Genomic DNA, 16,652 nt, shown 5'->3' with positions numbered 1-16,652 from the left:
ACAGATATTTACCCACCATTCATTCACGTCTATTCTTATTGCGATCGCTTAAAAAACAAGTGATTGACGGTTAATTGAGGCGTAGAAATGGACTGGTATCTCAAGGTATTAAAAAACTATATAGGATTTGGCGGCCGTGCGCGGCGCAAAGAGTACTGGATGTTTATTCTGGTCAACCTCATCCTGACCGGCGTATTGAGCATCATCGATAAAATGCTGGGCTGGCAGCGGGCGGGCGGCGAAGGCATTCTGACGACCATCTATGGCATACTGGTCTTTTTACCGTGGTGGGCGGTGCAGTTTCGGCGTCTGCACGACACCGACCGCTCGGCATGGTGGCTGCTGCTGCTGTTGATCCCGGTCATCGGCTGGCTGGTGATTCTGATCTTTAACTGCCAGCGCGGAACGGAAGGCAACAACCGATTCGGGCCCGATCCAAAACCCTTTTCATACTAAATCTTCCTGCTCCTCCCGCTAGCGGGAGGAGCGTTCTCGACTATCTGCCGGCAAAAAGCTTAGGGATCTCGCGCAGGCACCAGGACTTCGCTTCGCCCATGCTGTCCCGTCGCCAGGCCATGATAATGTCAATTTCATTGGTATATTCCGGACTGACCACCCGCAAGCGTCCTTCGGCAATATCCTTCTCCACCAGCGGATAGGGCATGGTCGCCACGCCTAACCCGGCCAGCAGCGCCTGGCGCTTATCTTCAATGGTGCTCACTGTTAAGCGCGGCTGTTTATCCAGCAGCTGAACGGTGAGAACGGGCCGCTCGCGCGCGGTATCCGCCACCGCGACGCCACGGTATTTCACGCGGGTGACCTCAGAGAGCGGTTCAGGCTCCTGGTGGATCGGGTGGTCCGGCGCCGCGACGTACACGCTGAGCACCGAATAGAGTTTGCGCGAGTTAATCTCCGAGGAGGAACGAAAATGCATATCCGGCGCGACAACGATATCCGCCCGCCCCTGCTCCAGTCGCTCCCAGGCGCCGGCCAGCACCTCAGTGATAATCGACAGCTGGGTGTTGGACTTGGTCGCCAGTTTCTCAATCAGCGGAAACAGATCCGGCGTGGGCACCAGCGCTTCAGTGACGATCGTCAGGTGAGTTTCCCAACCGCGTGACAGGGCTTCGGCGTCGGTGGTGAGCTTGTCCGCCGCCTCAAGCAGCACGCGCCCGCGCTCCAGCAGCATCCGTCCGACATTGGTGAACTTTGTGCGATGACCTGAGCGGTCAAACAGCACCACGTCCAGCTCCTCCTCCAGTTTTTGCATGGTGTAGCTCAGGGCGGAAGGCACGCGTCCCAGCTCATCAGCCGCGGCAGCGAAGCTCCCGCGACGGTCGATCGCATCCATCACGCGTAACGCTTCCAGCGTTAATGCTCTCTCTTTGGCCATCGCTTTCTCATTCAGGAAATTTGAACATACCGGGCAGAATATCTGGCTAACAATACAGCGTCCATACCTTTACCATTGATTTAGTGTAAAGAGAGGTCAAGAACATGATTACTACCCGAACAGCCAAACAATGCGGACAAGCAGACTTCGGCTGGCTGCAGGCCCGCTACACCTTCTCCTTTGGCCACTACTTCGACCCGAAATTACTGGGCTTCGCGTCCTTACGCGTTCTCAATCAGGAAGTGCTGGCGCCAGGCGCTTCCTTCCAGGCCAGAACGTACCCAAAAGTCGATATCCTGAACCTGATTCTGGAAGGCGAAGCGGAGTATCGCGACAGCGACGGCAACCACGTGCAGGCAAAAGCCGGTGAAGCACTGCTTATCGCCACCCAGCCTGGCGTGAGCTATAGCGAGCATAATCTGAGCAAAGAGCAGTCGTTAACGCGGATGCAGCTGTGGCTCGATGCCTGCCCGCAGCGGGAAAACCCGTTGCAGCAGAAAATCGAGGTCGCCAACGCGCCGCTACAGCTGCTGGCCTCACCGGATGGGGGGAATAATAGCCTCCAGCTTCGCCAGCAAGCCTGGGTCTATCATATCGCGCTGGAAAAAGGTGAGCAGATCAACGTGCAATTGCATGGGCCACGCGCCTACCTGCAGTCGATCCACGGCACGGTCCATGCCGTCGCGCAGGAACAACCAAAACAGGCTCTCACCTGTGGTGATGGGGCATTTATTCGTGACGAAGCTAACATTACCCTCGTCGCCGATACGCCGCTGCGCGCTTTGCTGATAGATTTACCGGTGTAACAACGGAAGTGATGGAGTCTGTCAGTGAGTAAGAAGAAAAACAGAAAAAAGGCGTCTCCGACGCCGCTAGCCCCGACGCCGCCGGAAACCGTCGGCGTCGTCAGCTTTGGTTATGATGAGATGCTTAGCGAACTGGAAGCCATTGTTGCCGAGGCGGAGATTCGCCTGCGGGATGAAGAAAGTCTCGCCTGAACCTGCAGTATGGATTATTCGGCTATCCTTGATGACTTCCCACTTATATCGGCCCCGAAAGGGGCCGATGGCATTATTCACTCAGCGCGTCGGCAAGATCTTTTTTCACCTGGGTACGCTGCTCGGGTGTCAGTACCTGATTCACATCAAAATAGTACTTCACGCGATAATAACGTACCTGTTGATCGATTTTACTGAAAGCCGCCAGCTGATCCTTCACCGCTTTCTCATTCCATTTACCGGAATCAATCACGTTAATCAGCGCGCCATCTTTAATGTCTTGCTGTGAAATCTGCTGCATATTATTTTCCAGCTGCTGATGCAGGCTTTTAATTTTCGCCACCTGATCGCTGGTGAGTTTTAAGTGCTGGACAATAGGATCCTGCGCTGGCGCTGGCGCCGCCTGCACGTCCGCGGCCTGTGCCGTCAGAGAGAAACCGCTGGTCAGAAGGGTGGCGAACGCAATACGGGTTATTAATTTCATTGTCTTATCCTGATGTGAAATTGCCAGAAATAGCGGTTTATTATTTTACAGCCGGGAGTGAATAATTGTAAAAAATAATAGCTAAAGATTATTTTCATTCGTGATAAGAATAAAAACACCAAACACATTGATTACATGAATGAGGTCACTATGTTAATTCGTACAATCCATTCAACAACATTAACTCATCACCTTCAATTAAAGAAGCAGATCAAATAGTTGACAGTGGTGACTTTTTCTTTAATTTAATCAGCGCACATCACGTTATCCAGTGAATCAGGGATATCATTAAAAAAATAAATAAGGAGATAGGTATGTTATTACGCTTTCGTGTATTACCGTTGGTATTTTTCATATCGTTGTTAAGCGGCTGCGGCCTGGCCTCTAAAGCCTTTTATTCCGCAGGCGATAAATTATTTCAGCCGGGAGATGACGCCGTCGCTTCGATGCAAACGTATTCCGTCGCGCAGTTTCTGCAGCCGTTTACTCTCAATCCGGCGAAGGCCAGCAGCGATTATCTGGGTAAATGGGTTAAGGTGCGCGGCGTGATTGTCGACATTCGCAGAATGAGCGGCATCGCCGGCAGCTACTATTTTACCGTGACCATGCGCGATGAGCAGAATAAAACGGATAAACGTCTGACCTTTAATTTTGGATCGCATAACAGCGCAGACGTCGAGTCTTTAAGCAACGGCAGCATCGCCACGATTATCGGCCAGGTTCATCAGGTGCAAGATTCTACGGTACCGACGCTACAGAATCCTAAGGTGGTTAAATAACGCTAGCTGACCGCTACGCCGCGCGTTTTTGGTATAGCGTCGTGGACAGTCATTCATTCGCGTCACGGATTCAGATAGCAAAAACCCCGCCGAAGCGGGGTTTTCTAAGGAGTGAAACTGACCGATAAGCCGGGTTCTGTCGTGGACAGTCATTCATCTAGGCCAGCAATCGCTCACTGGCTCAAGCAGCCTACCCGGGTTCAGTACGGGCCGTACCTTATGAACCCCTATTTGGCCTTGCTCCGGGTGGAGTTTACCGTGCCACGGACTGTTACCAGCCGCGCGGTGCGCTCTTACCGCACCCTTTCACCCTTACCTGATCCCGCTTGCGCGGGCCATCGGCGGTTTGCTCTCTGTTGCACTGGTCGTGGGCTGTGACACCCCCCAGGCGTTACCTGGCACCTTGCCCTATGGAGCCCGGACTTTCCTCCCCTCCGCCCGTCTCCCCCCGAAGGAGGACGACGACGAAGCGGCGACTGTCTGGTCAGCTTCGGCGCGCAGTATAGTGGGTTTACCGCCCGTTGTCATCCCTCTGTCGTCATCCCGACCAGCAAGGTGGCGGCGATATTGCGCGATGCATGATAAATATTGTCCAACGCGCGCGAAACGCCGTTTCCTGCGTCGCAACTGAGGTTAACACGCGGAATACGGCATCAATACCGCGTCCATGCTCGCCCCCCCGTGGCAGTCTGGCACTGTTGCACCAGGCCGCGCAGGGGCTCTTCTTGTTAGCGAGTCACTTCCACTTTCGCCAGCTTTTCGTAGTAGCATGCCAGCGCGCTATGGTCAGCGGTGCCCAGACCGTCCGCACGCAGCGCCTGCATCATCTCCATTACCGCCGCCGTCAGCGGCAGCTGAGCGCCCACGCCATGGGAGGTATCCAGCGCATTGGCCAGATCTTTAATATGCAGATCGATCCGGAAGCCCGGCTTGAAGTTACGATCCATCACCATCGGCGCTTTGGCATCCAGCACGGTACTCCCCGCCAGACCGCCGCGGATCGCCTGATAAACCAGATCCGGATTGACGCCGGCTTTGGTGGCCAGGGTCAGCGCTTCGGACATGGCAGCGATGTTCAGGGCGACGATCACCTGATTGGCCAGTTTGGTCACATTGCCCGCGCCAATGTCGCCGGTATGCACCACGGAGCCGGCCATCGCTTTCATCAGATCGTAATATTTGTCGAAGATCGCCTTGTCGCCGCCGACCATCACCGACAGGGTGCCGTCGATCGCTTTTGGTTCGCCGCCGCTTACCGGCGCGTCCAGCATATCAATACCTTTGGCCTTCAGCGCTTCGCTAATTTCCCGGCTGGCCAGCGGCGCAATAGAGCTCATGTCGATCACCACGGTGCCCGGTTTCGCGCCTTCAATAATGCCGTTTTCCCCCAGCGCCACCTCTTTGACATGCGGCGAGTTCGGCAGCATGGTGATGATCACATCGCACTGCTCGGCAATCGCCTTCGGCGTGGCCGCGGTCTCTGCGCCCGCGGCAATCACGTCGGCAATCGCTTCCGGATTACGGTCAGACACCACCAGCGAGTAACCCGCCTTCAGCAAATTTTTGCTCATCGGCTTGCCCATAATGCCAAGACCGATAAAACCCACTTTGATTGTCATATTGTTCTCTCTCTTCATCCTGGTGATTATTTTTTAAAGGCATCAGCAAGTTTCTGGGTTGCGGAACGGAAGACCCCCAGATCGCTGCCGACGGCGACAAAAGTGGCGCCCCACTCCAGGTAGCGCCGCGCATCGGCCTCTACCGGCGCCAGAATGCCGCTTGGCTTACCGTGCTTCTTCGCGCTGGCGAAGATATGCTGGATGGCGCGCTGCACCTCAGGATGGGCGGCATTGCCCAGATGACCTAACGCGGCGGCCAGGTCGCTCGGGCCGACGAACAGGCCGTCGACACCTTCGGTCGCGGCAATCGCCTCGACGTTGTCCACCCCGGTTTGGCTCTCAATCTGTACCAGAATGGAAATGTTTTTATTGGACTGGGCGAAGTAGTCCGGCACGGTGCCGAACATATTGCCGCGATGGGAAACGGAGACTCCGCGGATCCCTTCCGGCGGGTAGCGAGTAGAAGCCACCGCCTGCGCCGCCTGTTCCGCTGTCTCGACAAATGGCACCAGGAAGTTATAGAAGCCGATATCCAGCATGCGCTTAATGATGATGGGCTCGTTGGTCGGCACGCGCACCACCTGAGCGCTGGAGCTGCCTTTCAGCGCCATAAGCTGTGGGATAAGCGTGGTGACGTCGTTCGGCGCATGTTCCGCGTCCAGTACCAGCCAGTCGAAACCCGCCAGACCCAACACCTCGGTGCTGATCGGATTGGCCAGCGCGCACCAGCAGCCAATCTGCACCTGATGAGCCGCCAGCGCGGCCTTAAATTTGTTAGGGAAAATTGCGTTATCCATGATTTTTACCTTGCGTTAATCGTTGCTAACTTCTGCAATTCATTCGTTATATCACCAGCCCGGCGAGAGACCCCCATTAGGCTGGAAAAGCGTATCGCCTGACCCCAAATATTATCCGCAGAATAAACCAGCGAATGGGTGTCCTTTTTTATTTCCTGCCCTTGAGTCCGGAAAATGTAAGCCCATCGCAAATTAACCATCTTTTAATATTCGTTAGGTGACTGCTAAATTATTAACCCGCGATTAAAAGGCAAACCATGCGCATATCGGACGTCACAAAAACACGACTCAGTATAGTCAGCTCCCACTCGCCAGACACTATGCATAAGCACAATATAAACACATTTTTTAAAGCCTTAATTGGGCAATCGCCTTAAGCTATGGGCGCTAATCCACACTTCTTACGATTCCCCACCCTCCGCGCGCGTCCATGGCGACAAGGAGTGACTCAGATCACATCTTCACGCCGACACACCTGACATGCTTTATTTCATTATTCTGCTTAACAGCGCCAGAATTACCATTTAATGATATTTTTAGCACCTGTTTGGAGATAACTGGACAATGGCTGATATTTCAATTCGACAACAATCGCCTACCGCGTTTTATATAAAAGTTGACCCGACAGATAATGTGGCGATTATTGTCAACGATCGGGGATTAACCGCCGGAACGCGTTTCCCGGACGGCCTGACGCTCATCGAGCACATTCCACAGGGTCATAAAGTCGCCCTGGTGGATATCCCAGCCCACGGTGAAATTATCCGTTACGGAGAAGTCATTGGCTTGGCAATGCGCGACATCCCCAAAGGAAGCTGGATTGACGAGTCGTTAGTGGCGTTGCCCACCGCCCCGCCGTTGAACACCCTGCCGCTGGCCACCAAAGTGCCCGCCCCGCTGCCGCCGCTGGAAGGCTATACCTTCGAAGGCTACCGCAATGCCGACGGCAGCGTGGGCACCAAAAATCTGCTGGGTATCACCACCAGCGTGCACTGCGTTGCGGGCGTGGTCGATTACGTGGTGAAACTCATTGAACGCGACCTGCTGCCGAAATATCCCAACGTCGACGGCGTGGTGGGTCTGAATCACCTCTATGGCTGCGGCGTAGCGATTAATGCGCCAGCGGCGGTGGTGCCGATACGCACCATCCACAATATCGCCCTTAACCCGAACTTCGGCGGCGAAGTGATGGTCATTGGCCTTGGCTGTGAAAAGCTGCAGCCCGAGCGGCTGCTGCAGGGGACGGAAGATGTCAAAAGCATCCCGGTGGACAGCGCCAGTATCGTCAGCCTGCAGGATGAAAAGCACGTGGGCTTTAAATCGATGGTCGATGACATTCTGCAGGTCGCCGAGCGCCATCTGGCGAAACTCAACCAGCGTCAGCGGGAAACCTGCCCGGCTTCTGAACTGGTGGTGGGTATGCAGTGCGGCGGCAGCGACGCTTTCTCCGGCGTGACCGCCAACCCGGCGGTGGGTTACGCTTCCGATCTGCTGGTGCGCTGCGGCGCGACGGTGATGTTCTCAGAGGTGACCGAAGTCCGCGACGCTATCCATCTGCTGACGCCGCGGGCGATCAACGAAGAGGTGGGTAAACGCCTGCTGGAAGAGATGGCCTGGTACGATAACTATCTCGATATGGGCAAAACCGACCGCAGCGCCAACCCCTCACCCGGTAACAAGAAAGGCGGCCTGGCCAACGTGGTGGAAAAAGCGCTGGGGTCGATTGCCAAATCAGGTAAAAGCGCCATCGTTGAGGTGCTTTCCCCCGGGCAGCGCCCGACCAAACGTGGCCTGATTTACGCCGCCACCCCCGCCAGCGATTTTGTCTGCGGCACCCAGCAGGTGGCCTCTGGCATCACGGTGCAGGTATTCACCACCGGCCGCGGCACGCCTTACGGACTAATGGCGGTACCGGTGATAAAAATGGCAACCCGCACCGAGCTGGCTAACCGCTGGTATGACTTAATGGACATTAACGCGGGCACCATCGCCACCGGCGAAGAGACGATTGAGGAGGTGGGGCTGAAGCTGTTCGAATTTATTCTCGACGTCGCCAGCGGACGCAAGAAAACCTTCTCCGATCAATGGGGTCTGCATAATCAACTGGCGGTATTCAACCCGGCACCGGTGACCTGATCGAGAGCGTAAGGCTTTAACCATTTTTAGCCCGGATTTATCCGGGCTTGTTGATTAAGCGTGCTGTGCGGCAAGAAAAGCGCTGATCTGCGCCTGCGTCGAGGTACCTTCCATCGGTCCACGCTGGCTAATCGCCAGCGAGCCGCTGGCATTTGCCCATCTCAGCGCCTCCTGCGGCGTGGCGCCATTGAGGAACAGGCTGACAAAGGTGGCGCCAAAGCAGTCCCCGGCGCCTGTCGGATCCACCACTGGCACGTTGAAGCCGGCGACATGGTGTGTCTCGTTGGCGCTAAAGTAGCTGGCGCCACGCGGCCCGCGTTTAATCACCACATGCTTCACGCCGCGTTTCAGTAGCTTATCAACCAGGACCTGCTCATTGCGCTCCGGATTGAGGCCAAAGTAATCCAGCTCGCCGTCGCTCGGCAGGAAGATATCGGTGTAGTCGAGGATATATTCAAAAGCCTGCGACATCTCCGGGATGTTAAGCATCTCTTTGCGAATATTGGGGTCGAACGACACCGTCCCGTTGCGGCCTTTTATATTTTCAATCGCTTTACGCATCGCATCGATAATACGGAACGAGAACAACGACGATCCCATAATGTGAAAATGCTGACACCGGTTGAGCAGCGCCTCATCAATGTGGTCGGCGGTCAGTAAACCGCAGGCGCTATTGGGCATGTTAAAAATAAAATCGCGCTGCGCCTGACTACGATAGCTGACGAAGGCGCTACCGGTGGTCGCTTTCTGCAGCATGGCGATACCGTTGACGTTAACGCCGTCTTTCTCCAGCCGCGCAATGTTCATCTCACCAAAGGCGTCGCTGCCCACGCAGCTAAACAGCACGGAACCAAAACCCAGCTTAGCTACCTGATCGGCAAAGATTGCCGGCGCCCCGCTCGGATAGGGCCCCCAAAATTCACCGGGGCGGGAAAAACCCTGATTCTCTTCCTTGGCGAGAAACTCCACCAGCAGCTCGCCGATGGTGCAAATGGTTACGTTCATCACCGCTCCTGGTTTGTCTTATGCAAAGCCGTGTTGAGCCATGTCAGGCATTCATTGTTGGTATAGCTGTTGGTCAAACCCGCAGCGAGGAAGCAGGCATGGTACTCTGCCGCGACCACCTGCGGGGTCACGACGCTGCTGATCTGTTGCAATTCACCCACAGCATAACGTTTCTCGCCATAGACCGGTCGGGACGCGACAATCGCAATGACTCGTTTACTCTGGGCGACAGCCTCGTTTAGTAAATGTGCTGTGACCTCGTTACGCACGCTCAGCGTGCCGTCTTCGGCAATATGATCCACCGCTATCAGGGCACGTGAAGGGCGGTAATGGCCTAACGCCTTCAGCGCCAGATCGCCCTCCACAATCCGCCCCTGGCCTGACAGCACCCCGCCAAGCAGAACGGTTTCCCCATTTAAAAACTCCTGCGCCAGCGCGACATGGCCCAGATCGTTTAACAGCAGGCAAAGCTCTTCTCTGTTGGCCAGAAAGGGGATCACTTTGCGCAAAATAGAACCCTGACCTAAAAACAGCGTTTCGCCATCTTCTATCTGCGCCGCCACCTGGCGAGCCATTTCCGTCTCCAGCGCTTTATCCCTGACGGCCGGTGCTTCCCGGGTCACCGCAACCGGCGCGCCAGCCTGGGCAGTATAAATCGCCCCGCCGAAGGAGCGTTTCAAGTAGCCCTGCTGCTCGAGGTAGTTGAGATCGTTACGGATTGTCACCCCGGAAACAGCCAGCATTTCGGCCAGATCGTCGACTTTGATCTCGCCGTTCTTACGAACGATCTCTGCGATGTCCAAGCGCCTTTTCAGCAGGCTGGTTGACGGTTTTGCCACGGTTTATGCCTTATTATTTTCTCCTGGAATAACTTTCATTTTTAAATTTCCCTGGTGCAATGTCAAACCGCGGCTGTATACCTACTCCGCCATAAATAAAATAATCAATAATAATCATATAGTTACAAAAAAACACCTTCCCGGCGAAAACTTTAAAAAAGAAACACTAAAAATGTTATTAACTTTCATTTTAAAAATCAATTCATCATTGTGTGCGGTTGATCACACCTAAAAGCCGAGACGATCGGTACATTACTTTCAAATTGAAGGTTATTAGAGACAAATAACTTACAACTTGAAAATAGAGGACTAAAATGTACATCATTTCCAGTAAAAACATGCTGTTGAAAGCTCAACGACAGGGTTATGCCGTGCCGGCTTTCAATATCCATAACCTCGAAACTATGCAGGTCGTCGTTGAAACGGCAGCTGAGCTACACTCCCCCCTGATCCTTGCCGGCACGCCCGGTACCTATAGCTATGCCGGCACCGGCAACGTGGTGGCGATCGCCCGCGATCTGGCGAAAAAGTGGGATCTCCCGCTCGCTCTGCACCTCGATCATCATGAGGATCTGGCTGATATCACACGCAAAGTCCAGGCAGGGATCCGCTCGGTCATGATCGATGGCTCTCACTCGCCGTTCGAAGAGAACGTGGCGCTGGTAAAAAGCGTAGTGGAGTTGAGCCACCGCTATGATGCCAGCGTAGAAGCCGAGCTGGGCCGTCTGGGCGGGGTAGAAGACGATCTGGTGGTCGATGCAAAAGATGCGCTCTATACCAACCCCGAACAGGCCCGCGAATTTGTCGCTCGTACCGGTATTGATTCGCTGGCCGTTGCCATCGGTACCGCGCATGGCCTTTACACCGCCGAACCGAAGCTTGATTTTGAGCGCCTGGCGGCTATTCGCGACCGCGTTGACGTTCCGCTGGTCCTGCATGGCGCTTCCGGCCTGCCGGATAGTGATATTCGCCGCGCCATTTCTCTGGGCGTCTGCAAAGTCAACGTCGCCACCGAACTAAAAATTGCTTTCTCGGATGCACTGAAAGCCTACTTCCTGGAAAATCCGGGCGCCAACGATCCTCGCCACTATATGAAACCGGCGAAAGCGGCAATGAAAGAGGTCGTTCGCAAAGTGATTCACGTTTGTGGCTGCGAAGGACAACTGTAATCAGCGAATCGAAGGAGCCTTGTCGTGATCCACACCCTGACACTGAATACCGCGATTGATATGAATATCTTTTGCGATCCGCTCCAGCCGGCGGCAGTCAACCGCACCCGGCAGACGGAATATTGCCCGAATGGTAAAGGGGTTAACGTCTCGCTGGTATTACATCATTACCAGCAGCCAACCCATGTTATGGGCATATTCGGCGGTTTTACCGGCCGCTATATCGTTGAGGAACTACGCAAACAGCATATTAACGTCACGCCGGCATGGGTCGCTGAACCCACCCGTATTAATATCTTTATTAACGACGGCAGCGATGAATACAAACTGGTAAATCCCGGCGCGCGGATTGACGATGAAGGAAAAGAACAAATTCTTCATCATTTACAGTGCGTCGCGCCTGGTGATTATTTAGTTATCAGCGGCAGTCTGCCACCGGGAATAGAGAGCCGGTTTTATAGCGAGATTCTAGTGCTGTGTCAGCAAAAAGGGTGTGAAGTCATCTTAGATATCAGCCACCCGGTGCTGCGCCAGCTGTTAGAGTGGCGTCCGCTATTGATTAAGCCCAATGACGACGAGCTGAAAGAGATCTTTGGTCTGGATGTCAGCAACCCACGGCGGGTACGCGAAGCAATGCAAACGCTCCACCAGCTCGGGGCCCGTAACGTGCTGCTGACCCTTGGCGCGCAAGGACTCTACTTTTCGAATGGCGAGCAGCTGTGGTTCTGCTCGGCCCCGAAAATCGAGCTGGTCAGCTCGGCCTGCGCTGGCGATGCCGCGCTGGGCGCGTTCCTCAGCCAATGGCTTAACACAGACGATATTCCCCAGGCGCTGGCGCTGGCCAGCGCCACCGGCGCCGATGTTGCCGCCTCCGCCGGGCTTGGCAAATTAAACCGTACGCAAGAATTATTACAACAACTTCAGATCGTCCAATTATAAAGGTCCGATTATGAAAAAAATTATTGCCGTTACCGGCTGCCCTACAGGTATTGCTCATACATTTATGGCTGAAGAGGCCTTAAAAACCGCAGCGAAAAAATTAAACGTTGAAATAAAAGTCGAAACCAATGGCGCTTCCGGCGTAGACAATGCCATTACGCCGGAAGACCTAAAGGATATTTATGGCGTAATTATCGCTGCCGATAAAGATGTTAATGCCGAACGTTTTAATGGCTTACCCGTTATCGAGGTGCCGGTTAAAGAAGCCATTCACCATCCGGCGGAATTAATTAATAAAGTCGTTAACGGTCAGGCGCAGCGTCGCCAGGGACTCTCCGCGACGACGGATCCCGCCGAGAAATATGAGCGAGAATCCTTCGGCCGACAGATTTACAAACATCTGATGAGCGGCGTTTCCAACATGCTGCCGTTCGTTGTCGCCGGCGGGATCTTAATCGCCGTTTCTTTCCTGTGGGGCATCTACTCCGCCGATCCGAATTCACCGCAGTATAACGTGATTGCCGCCACCCTGATGAAAGTCGGTCAGCAGGCGTTCTCGATCATGGTGCCGGTGTTTACCGCCTACATTGCCTGGTCGATATCTGGCCGCCCGGGTATGGTTGCCGGTTTTGTCGGCGGCCTGCTGGCGAACGCCACCGGCGCCGGGTTCCTCGGTGGGATCATCGCCGGTTTTGCAGCTGGGTATTTTATGCTGCTGATCCGTCATCTGCTCGACGGTCTGCCGCGGCAGTACGAAGGGCTGAAGTCGATCTTCATTATGCCGCTGATCGGCGTCCTGGTGATTGGCGTGATGATGGTCCTGCTCGGCCAGCCGGTGGCAGCGATCAACAATGGCATGATGAACTGGCTCAGTTCTCTGCAGGAAGCCAACCCCATCCTGCTGGGGATCGTGGTCGGCGCAATGTGTTCCTTCGATTTCGGCGGGCCGGTCAACAAAGCGGCCTATGTCACCGGTACGCTGCTGCTGGGGCAAGGTAACTATTTCTTTATGGCCGGTGTGTCTGCCGCCTGCATTACGCCGCCGCTGGTCATCGCCCTGGCGACCACGTTCTTTCCGAAAGGCTTTAGCGAGGAAGAACGCGCCGCCGGGATGGTCAACTATATCCTCGGCTGCACGCACATTACCGAAGGTGCAATTCCCTTCGCCGCCAAGGATCCACTGCGGGTGATCCCGATGATGATGATCGCCTCCTCAATTTCTGCGGTACTCAGCTACAGCTTGCATATTCAGGTTCCGGCACCGCACGGCGGCTTCTTAATCCTGCCGCTGGTCAGCAAACCGTTGATGTGGGTGCTGTGCATTCTCGCCGGTTCCGCCTGCGGCGCACTTATGCTGGGATGCTGGCGGCTGTGGCAAAAACGCACTGACAAAGCGACAGCTCTTGCTGGCGCCATGAAATAAGGAGCACGCTATGCAACTGACTTCTGCCGATATTTGTTTCGATCGTCAGGTCAAAACGAAAGACGAGGCGCTACAGCGTGTCGTTGCAGCCCTGACTCAGGCCGGACATACGCAAGCAGCCTATCTGCAAGGCATGCGCGAGCGCGAGGAGCAAATCAGCACCTATCTGGGCAACGGCATCGCCATTCCCCACGGTACGCCGCACAGTCGCGACGCAGTGCTCAAAACGGGCGTTAAGGTGCTGGCTTGTCCGCAGGGGATTGACTGGGGTGAGGAGCAAACCGCCTATCTGATTGTCGGTATTGCGGCTCAGGACAATGAGCATCTCGATATTTTGCGCCAGCTCACCCATGCCCTGGGCGACGATCGGGTGCCTGAGGCGCTGACGCGCGCCGATACCCCTCAGGCGGTGCTGGAAATTCTCGCTGGCGATATCCCTCTGCCGGCAGGCGAAGAACCGCAACCCGCGCCGCATTTTGACGAAGAGGCCACCTTTACCCTGCGCAATCCGCACGGTCTTCATGCCCGCCCCAGCGCGGTGCTGGTGAAAGCCGTCAAGCAGTGGCGATCGCAAATCCAGGTCGAAAACCTGGATACGCGCTCCGCGATTGTTGATGCCAAAAATCTGATGCGCGTCGTATCGCTGGGTGCCAAACAGGGTCATCGTCTGCACTTTATGGCCAGCGGCAACGATGCGCAGCAGGCGTTAAAAGCCATTGGCGACGCTTTTAACGCCGGTCTCGGCGAAATTGCCGCCCAGCCGCAGCAGGTCTCTCAGGAAACCGTCAAAACGAAACGCAGCTGGCTCTCCCGACTATTTAGTTAATTTTCAATAAATTAAAAACGCCCTGCCTTCCTGGTCAGGGCGTTTTTGTCTCGAAAGACGACGCCTTTCACTGCGTTACATCACTATTTATCGATACAGATCACAATTCAAAACAAAGCCATTTGCGACCAAAACAAAACATAACGAATATATTCGAAAGAAAACGGAGGTTGCAAATGAAAGACATTATCTCTCGCCACAAGTCCGGCGAACATATCGGCATCTGTTCAGTGTGTTCAGCGCATCCGCTGGTTATCGAAGCGGCGTTACGTTTCGATCTGCCGACCAACAACAAGGTGCTGATCGAAGCGACGTCCAACCAGGTAAATCAGTTTGGTGGCTACACCGGCATGCAGCCGGCCGATTTCCGCGACTTCGTCTACAACATCGCGCGTACCGTCGGTTTCCCGGCTGAGCGCATTATTCTTGGCGGCGATCATCTCGGGCCGAACTGCTGGCAAGATGAACCAGCAGCCGTGGCGATGGAAAAATCAATCGACCTGATCAAGGCCTACGTCGCCGCCGGCTTTAGCAAAATCCATCTTGATGCGTCAATGTCCTGTGCTGACGATCCGGTGCCGTTGGATCCTGGTGTGGTTGCTGAGCGCGCCGCCCGCCTGTGTCAGGCTGCCGAAGAGACCGCCAGCGCTGAGCAAAAGCGCCACCTGACCTACGTCATCGGGACCGAAGTTCCGGTTCCCGGCGGTGAGGCCAGCACCATCGGCAGCGTACATGTCACCCGGGCGCAGGATGCCGCCGCGACGCTCGAAACCCATGAAGCCGCCTTCCGCAAGCTGGGCCTCGACGCCGCGCTGGAACGCGTGATCGCCATCGTCGTGCAGCCAGGCGTGGAGTTTGACCATACGCAAATCATTCATTACCAGCCGCAGGAAGCGAAAGCGCTTTCCGCCTGGATCGAAAGCACCCCGATGGTCTACGAAGCGCACTCCACCGACTACCAAACCCGCCAGGCTTATCGTGCGCTGGTCCGCGACCACTTCGCCATTCTGAAAGTCGGCCCGGCGCTCACCTTTGCCCTGCGTGAAGCCATCTTTGCCCTCGCCCAAATGGAAAATGAGCTGATCGCCCCGGAGTCTCGCAGCCGCGTAATGGAGGTGATCGACGAAGTGATGCTTAACGAGCCGGGCTACTGGAAAAAATACTATCGCCCCACCTGGAGCCAGGCGATGGTCGATATCCACTTCAGCCTTTCCGACCGTATCCGTTATTACTGGCCGCATCCGCGTATTCGCCAGAGCGTTGAGAAACTTATCGCTAATCTGACCGACGCTAAGCTGCCGCTGGGGCTTATCAGCCAGTATATGCCGGTGCAGTTTGAACGACTGTCGCTGAATGAACTGAACGCCGAGCCGCACGCGCTGATCCTCGACAAAATCCAGGATGTCCTGCGTGCCTATCGCTACGGCTGTTCTTCTGAAACCGCCTGAAGTTAAGAGGATATATGAGTCAACTGTTTGTTCGTACCGGCATTCATTTCAGTTCCAGCCAACAGGCACTGGAACACATTGGCGCAGAGATGCTGGCGCGAGGCGTCGTACACGATAGCTATCCCGCCGCCCTGCTCGAACGCGAAGCGACTTTTCCCACCGGCATCGCCCTGGAACAACACGCTGTCGCTATCCCGCACTGCGAAGCGGTTCACGCGAAATCGCCGGCCATTTACCTGATACGTCCGGACATGCCGGTCCCTTTTCAGCGCGCTGACGACGACGGCGAAATCGATGTTTCGCTCATCATCGCGCTGATTGTTGAAAACCCGGCGGCACAGCTGAAGCTGCTGCGCCGGTTATTTAGTGAGCTACAAAATCCGCACACACTGGAGGCACTGCTCGCCGCTTCCGACGATCAGCTACCGGTGCGGTTCCAGCAATTTATCCTTGAGCCCGAGCTTAACGCCGTGGCTTCATAAGATACTGATAATAAAAGGGGTACCCTATGAAACGTAAAGTTATCGTCGCCTGTGGCGGTGCCGTCGCCACCTCCACGATGGCGGCTGAAGAGATTAAAGAGCTATGTGCAGACCACAATATTGAACTGGATTTGGTGCAGTGCCGGGTTAATGAAATCGAAACCTACATGGACGGGGCGGATCTTATCTGCACCACCGCACGCGTGGAGCGAACCTTCGGCGACATTCCGGTGGTGCACGGCATGCCGTTCGTTTCGGGCGTCGGCATTGAAGCCTTACAACAGAAAATTCTCGGCATCCTCGCGGAGTAAACGC

18 protein-coding genes, 1 other RNA gene and 1 pseudogene are annotated in these 16,652 nt (G+C 55.1%); 12 read left to right on the top strand and 8 right to left on the bottom strand.

Translation table 11 applies throughout. The features are described 5' to 3' along the window. The first annotated feature begins 87 nt into the window (after positions 1 to 87). Positions 88 to 456: a DUF805 domain-containing protein gene (locus ABLU73_RS00785; RefSeq protein WP_017900662.1), complete on the top strand. Its 369-nt coding sequence runs from the start codon at positions 88 to 90 to the stop codon at positions 454 to 456. A 40-nt stretch (positions 457 to 496) separates the two neighbouring features. Here the strand turns inward: ABLU73_RS00785 and ABLU73_RS00780 are convergent, their stop codons facing one another. Next, the gene (locus tag ABLU73_RS00780) at positions 497 to 1,393 is read right to left on the bottom strand and encodes a LysR family transcriptional regulator (RefSeq protein ID WP_004144865.1); all 897 of its coding nucleotides are present in this window, start codon (positions 1,391 to 1,393) and stop codon (positions 497 to 499) included. A gap of 104 nt (positions 1,394 to 1,497) precedes the next feature. Between ABLU73_RS00780 and ABLU73_RS00775 the strand changes: the two genes are divergently transcribed. Beyond that, complete coding sequence (locus tag ABLU73_RS00775) at positions 1,498 to 2,199, top strand: pirin family protein (protein ID WP_004206132.1); 702 nt, start codon at positions 1,498 to 1,500, stop codon at positions 2,197 to 2,199. Positions 2,200 to 2,223: 24 nt separating this feature from the next. Continuing rightward, positions 2,224 to 2,391 carry a hypothetical protein gene (locus ABLU73_RS00770; protein ID WP_004206134.1) on the top strand — a complete coding sequence of 56 codons (168 nt, stop codon included), beginning with the start codon at positions 2,224 to 2,226 and terminating at the stop codon, positions 2,389 to 2,391. A gap of 73 nt (positions 2,392 to 2,464) precedes the next feature. Here ABLU73_RS00770 and ABLU73_RS00765 read toward each other — a convergent pair whose 3' ends face one another. After that, entirely contained in the window at positions 2,465 to 2,875 is a 411-nt protein-coding gene (locus ABLU73_RS00765; protein ID WP_049093398.1) for a Spy/CpxP family protein refolding chaperone, read from the bottom strand. Positions 2,876 to 3,189: 314 nt separating this feature from the next. Here ABLU73_RS00765 and ABLU73_RS00760 point away from each other — a divergent pair, with 314 nt between their 5' ends. Then, positions 3,190 to 3,654, top strand: a complete 465-nt coding sequence (locus ABLU73_RS00760) for an OB-fold putative lipoprotein (RefSeq protein ID WP_080936100.1) — start codon at positions 3,190 to 3,192, stop codon at positions 3,652 to 3,654. A 109-nt stretch (positions 3,655 to 3,763) separates the two neighbouring features. Here ABLU73_RS00760 and rnpB read toward each other — a convergent pair. The 4 genes and pseudogenes from rnpB to garL all read right to left on the bottom strand — a co-directional run bounded on the left by rnpB (position 3,764) and on the right by garL (position 6,070). Further along, positions 3,764 to 4,146, bottom strand: an RNA gene (gene rnpB, locus ABLU73_RS00755) — RNase P RNA component class A. Between the two features lie 32 nt (positions 4,147 to 4,178). Beyond that, positions 4,179 to 4,315 (bottom strand): annotated as a pseudogene (locus ABLU73_RS00750) (glycerate 2-kinase); the annotation flags it as partial. A 67-nt stretch (positions 4,316 to 4,382) separates the two neighbouring features. Continuing rightward, positions 4,383 to 5,273 carry a 2-hydroxy-3-oxopropionate reductase gene (gene garR / locus ABLU73_RS00745; protein WP_004206137.1) on the bottom strand — a complete coding sequence of 297 codons (891 nt, stop codon included), beginning with the start codon at positions 5,271 to 5,273 and terminating at the stop codon, positions 4,383 to 4,385. Positions 5,274 to 5,299: 26 nt separating this feature from the next. Further along, positions 5,300 to 6,070, bottom strand: coding sequence for a 2-dehydro-3-deoxyglucarate aldolase (garL, locus tag ABLU73_RS00740; protein WP_004206138.1), 771 nt, complete (start codon positions 6,068 to 6,070; stop codon positions 5,300 to 5,302). Positions 6,071 to 6,634: 564 nt separating this feature from the next. Between garL and garD the strand changes: the two genes are divergently transcribed. Then, positions 6,635 to 8,206 (top strand): galactarate dehydratase, encoded by a 1,572-nt coding sequence (gene garD, locus ABLU73_RS00735; RefSeq protein ID WP_004206139.1) that lies wholly within the window; start codon positions 6,635 to 6,637, stop codon positions 8,204 to 8,206. Positions 8,207 to 8,260: 54 nt separating this feature from the next. Here garD and ABLU73_RS00730 read toward each other — a convergent pair whose 3' ends face one another. Then, positions 8,261 to 9,211: a sugar kinase gene (locus ABLU73_RS00730; protein ID WP_004206140.1), complete on the bottom strand. Its 951-nt coding sequence runs from the start codon at positions 9,209 to 9,211 to the stop codon at positions 8,261 to 8,263. Continuing rightward, on the bottom strand, positions 9,211 to 10,014 hold the full coding sequence (locus tag ABLU73_RS00725) for a DeoR/GlpR family DNA-binding transcription regulator (protein WP_072140524.1): 804 nt from the start codon (positions 10,012 to 10,014) through the stop codon (positions 9,211 to 9,213). Before ABLU73_RS00725 ends, ABLU73_RS00730 begins: the two co-directional genes overlap by 1 nt. A gap of 350 nt (positions 10,015 to 10,364) precedes the next feature. Here ABLU73_RS00725 and ABLU73_RS00720 point away from each other — a divergent pair, with 350 nt between their 5' ends. The 7 genes from ABLU73_RS00720 (at position 10,365) to gatB (ending at position 16,648) form a co-directional block, all read left to right on the top strand. Then, on the top strand, positions 10,365 to 11,219 hold the full coding sequence (locus ABLU73_RS00720) for a tagatose bisphosphate family class II aldolase (protein ID WP_004206142.1): 855 nt from the start codon (positions 10,365 to 10,367) through the stop codon (positions 11,217 to 11,219). A gap of 24 nt (positions 11,220 to 11,243) precedes the next feature. Further along, complete coding sequence (gene pfkB / locus ABLU73_RS00715; RefSeq protein ID WP_004206143.1) at positions 11,244 to 12,158, top strand: 1-phosphofructokinase; 915 nt, start codon at positions 11,244 to 11,246, stop codon at positions 12,156 to 12,158. Between the two features lie 10 nt (positions 12,159 to 12,168). Next, on the top strand, positions 12,169 to 13,581 hold the full coding sequence (locus ABLU73_RS00710) for a PTS fructose transporter subunit IIBC (protein WP_264923573.1): 1,413 nt from the start codon (positions 12,169 to 12,171) through the stop codon (positions 13,579 to 13,581). 10 nt (positions 13,582 to 13,591) lie between these two features. Then, positions 13,592 to 14,407, top strand: coding sequence for an HPr family phosphocarrier protein (locus tag ABLU73_RS00705; RefSeq protein ID WP_032456650.1), 816 nt, complete (start codon positions 13,592 to 13,594; stop codon positions 14,405 to 14,407). 176 nt (positions 14,408 to 14,583) lie between these two features. After that, positions 14,584 to 15,855: a tagatose-bisphosphate aldolase subunit GatZ gene (gatZ, locus tag ABLU73_RS00700; RefSeq protein WP_004206147.1), complete on the top strand. Its 1,272-nt coding sequence runs from the start codon at positions 14,584 to 14,586 to the stop codon at positions 15,853 to 15,855. A gap of 14 nt (positions 15,856 to 15,869) precedes the next feature. Further along, on the top strand, positions 15,870 to 16,337 hold the full coding sequence (gatA, locus tag ABLU73_RS00695; protein ID WP_004206149.1) for a PTS galactitol transporter subunit IIA: 468 nt from the start codon (positions 15,870 to 15,872) through the stop codon (positions 16,335 to 16,337). A 26-nt stretch (positions 16,338 to 16,363) separates the two neighbouring features. Then, positions 16,364 to 16,648, top strand: a complete 285-nt coding sequence (gatB, locus tag ABLU73_RS00690) for a PTS galactitol transporter subunit IIB (protein ID WP_002918119.1) — start codon at positions 16,364 to 16,366, stop codon at positions 16,646 to 16,648. The last annotated feature ends 4 nt before the right edge of the window (positions 16,649 to 16,652 follow it).

This window comes from Klebsiella sp. GG_Kp175 (assembly GCF_040062325.1).
Lineage (GTDB): Bacteria > Pseudomonadota > Gammaproteobacteria > Enterobacterales > Enterobacteriaceae > Klebsiella > Klebsiella quasipneumoniae.
The sequence above is the reverse complement of the archived record's forward strand: the minus strand, read 5'-3'. Positions and strand labels throughout refer to the sequence as shown.

Excerpts from the sequence above, each read along its gene's own strand:
- ABLU73_RS00785 (WP_017900662.1), top strand. The coding sequence starts at position 88 with ATGGACTGGTATCTCAAGGTATTAAAAAACTATATAGGATTTGGCGGC.
- ABLU73_RS00780 (WP_004144865.1), bottom strand. The coding sequence starts at position 1,393 with ATGGCCAAAGAGAGAGCATTAACGCTGGAAGCGTTACGCGTGATGGAT.
- ABLU73_RS00775 (WP_004206132.1), top strand. The coding sequence starts at position 1,498 with ATGATTACTACCCGAACAGCCAAACAATGCGGACAAGCAGACTTCGGC.
- ABLU73_RS00765 (WP_049093398.1), bottom strand. The coding sequence starts at position 2,875 with ATGAAATTAATAACCCGTATTGCGTTCGCCACCCTTCTGACCAGCGGT.
- ABLU73_RS00760 (WP_080936100.1), top strand. The coding sequence starts at position 3,190 with ATGTTATTACGCTTTCGTGTATTACCGTTGGTATTTTTCATATCGTTG.
- garR (WP_004206137.1), bottom strand. The coding sequence starts at position 5,273 with ATGACAATCAAAGTGGGTTTTATCGGTCTTGGCATTATGGGCAAGCCG.
- garL (WP_004206138.1), bottom strand. The coding sequence starts at position 6,070 with ATGGATAACGCAATTTTCCCTAACAAATTTAAGGCCGCGCTGGCGGCT.
- garD (WP_004206139.1), top strand. The coding sequence starts at position 6,635 with ATGGCTGATATTTCAATTCGACAACAATCGCCTACCGCGTTTTATATA.
- ABLU73_RS00730 (WP_004206140.1), bottom strand. The coding sequence starts at position 9,211 with ATGAACGTAACCATTTGCACCATCGGCGAGCTGCTGGTGGAGTTTCTC.
- ABLU73_RS00720 (WP_004206142.1), top strand. The coding sequence starts at position 10,365 with ATGTACATCATTTCCAGTAAAAACATGCTGTTGAAAGCTCAACGACAG.
- ABLU73_RS00710 (WP_264923573.1), top strand. The coding sequence starts at position 12,169 with ATGAAAAAAATTATTGCCGTTACCGGCTGCCCTACAGGTATTGCTCAT.
- ABLU73_RS00705 (WP_032456650.1), top strand. The coding sequence starts at position 13,592 with ATGCAACTGACTTCTGCCGATATTTGTTTCGATCGTCAGGTCAAAACG.
- gatZ (WP_004206147.1), top strand. The coding sequence starts at position 14,584 with ATGAAAGACATTATCTCTCGCCACAAGTCCGGCGAACATATCGGCATC.
- gatA (WP_004206149.1), top strand. The coding sequence starts at position 15,870 with ATGAGTCAACTGTTTGTTCGTACCGGCATTCATTTCAGTTCCAGCCAA.
- gatB (WP_002918119.1), top strand. The coding sequence starts at position 16,364 with ATGAAACGTAAAGTTATCGTCGCCTGTGGCGGTGCCGTCGCCACCTCC.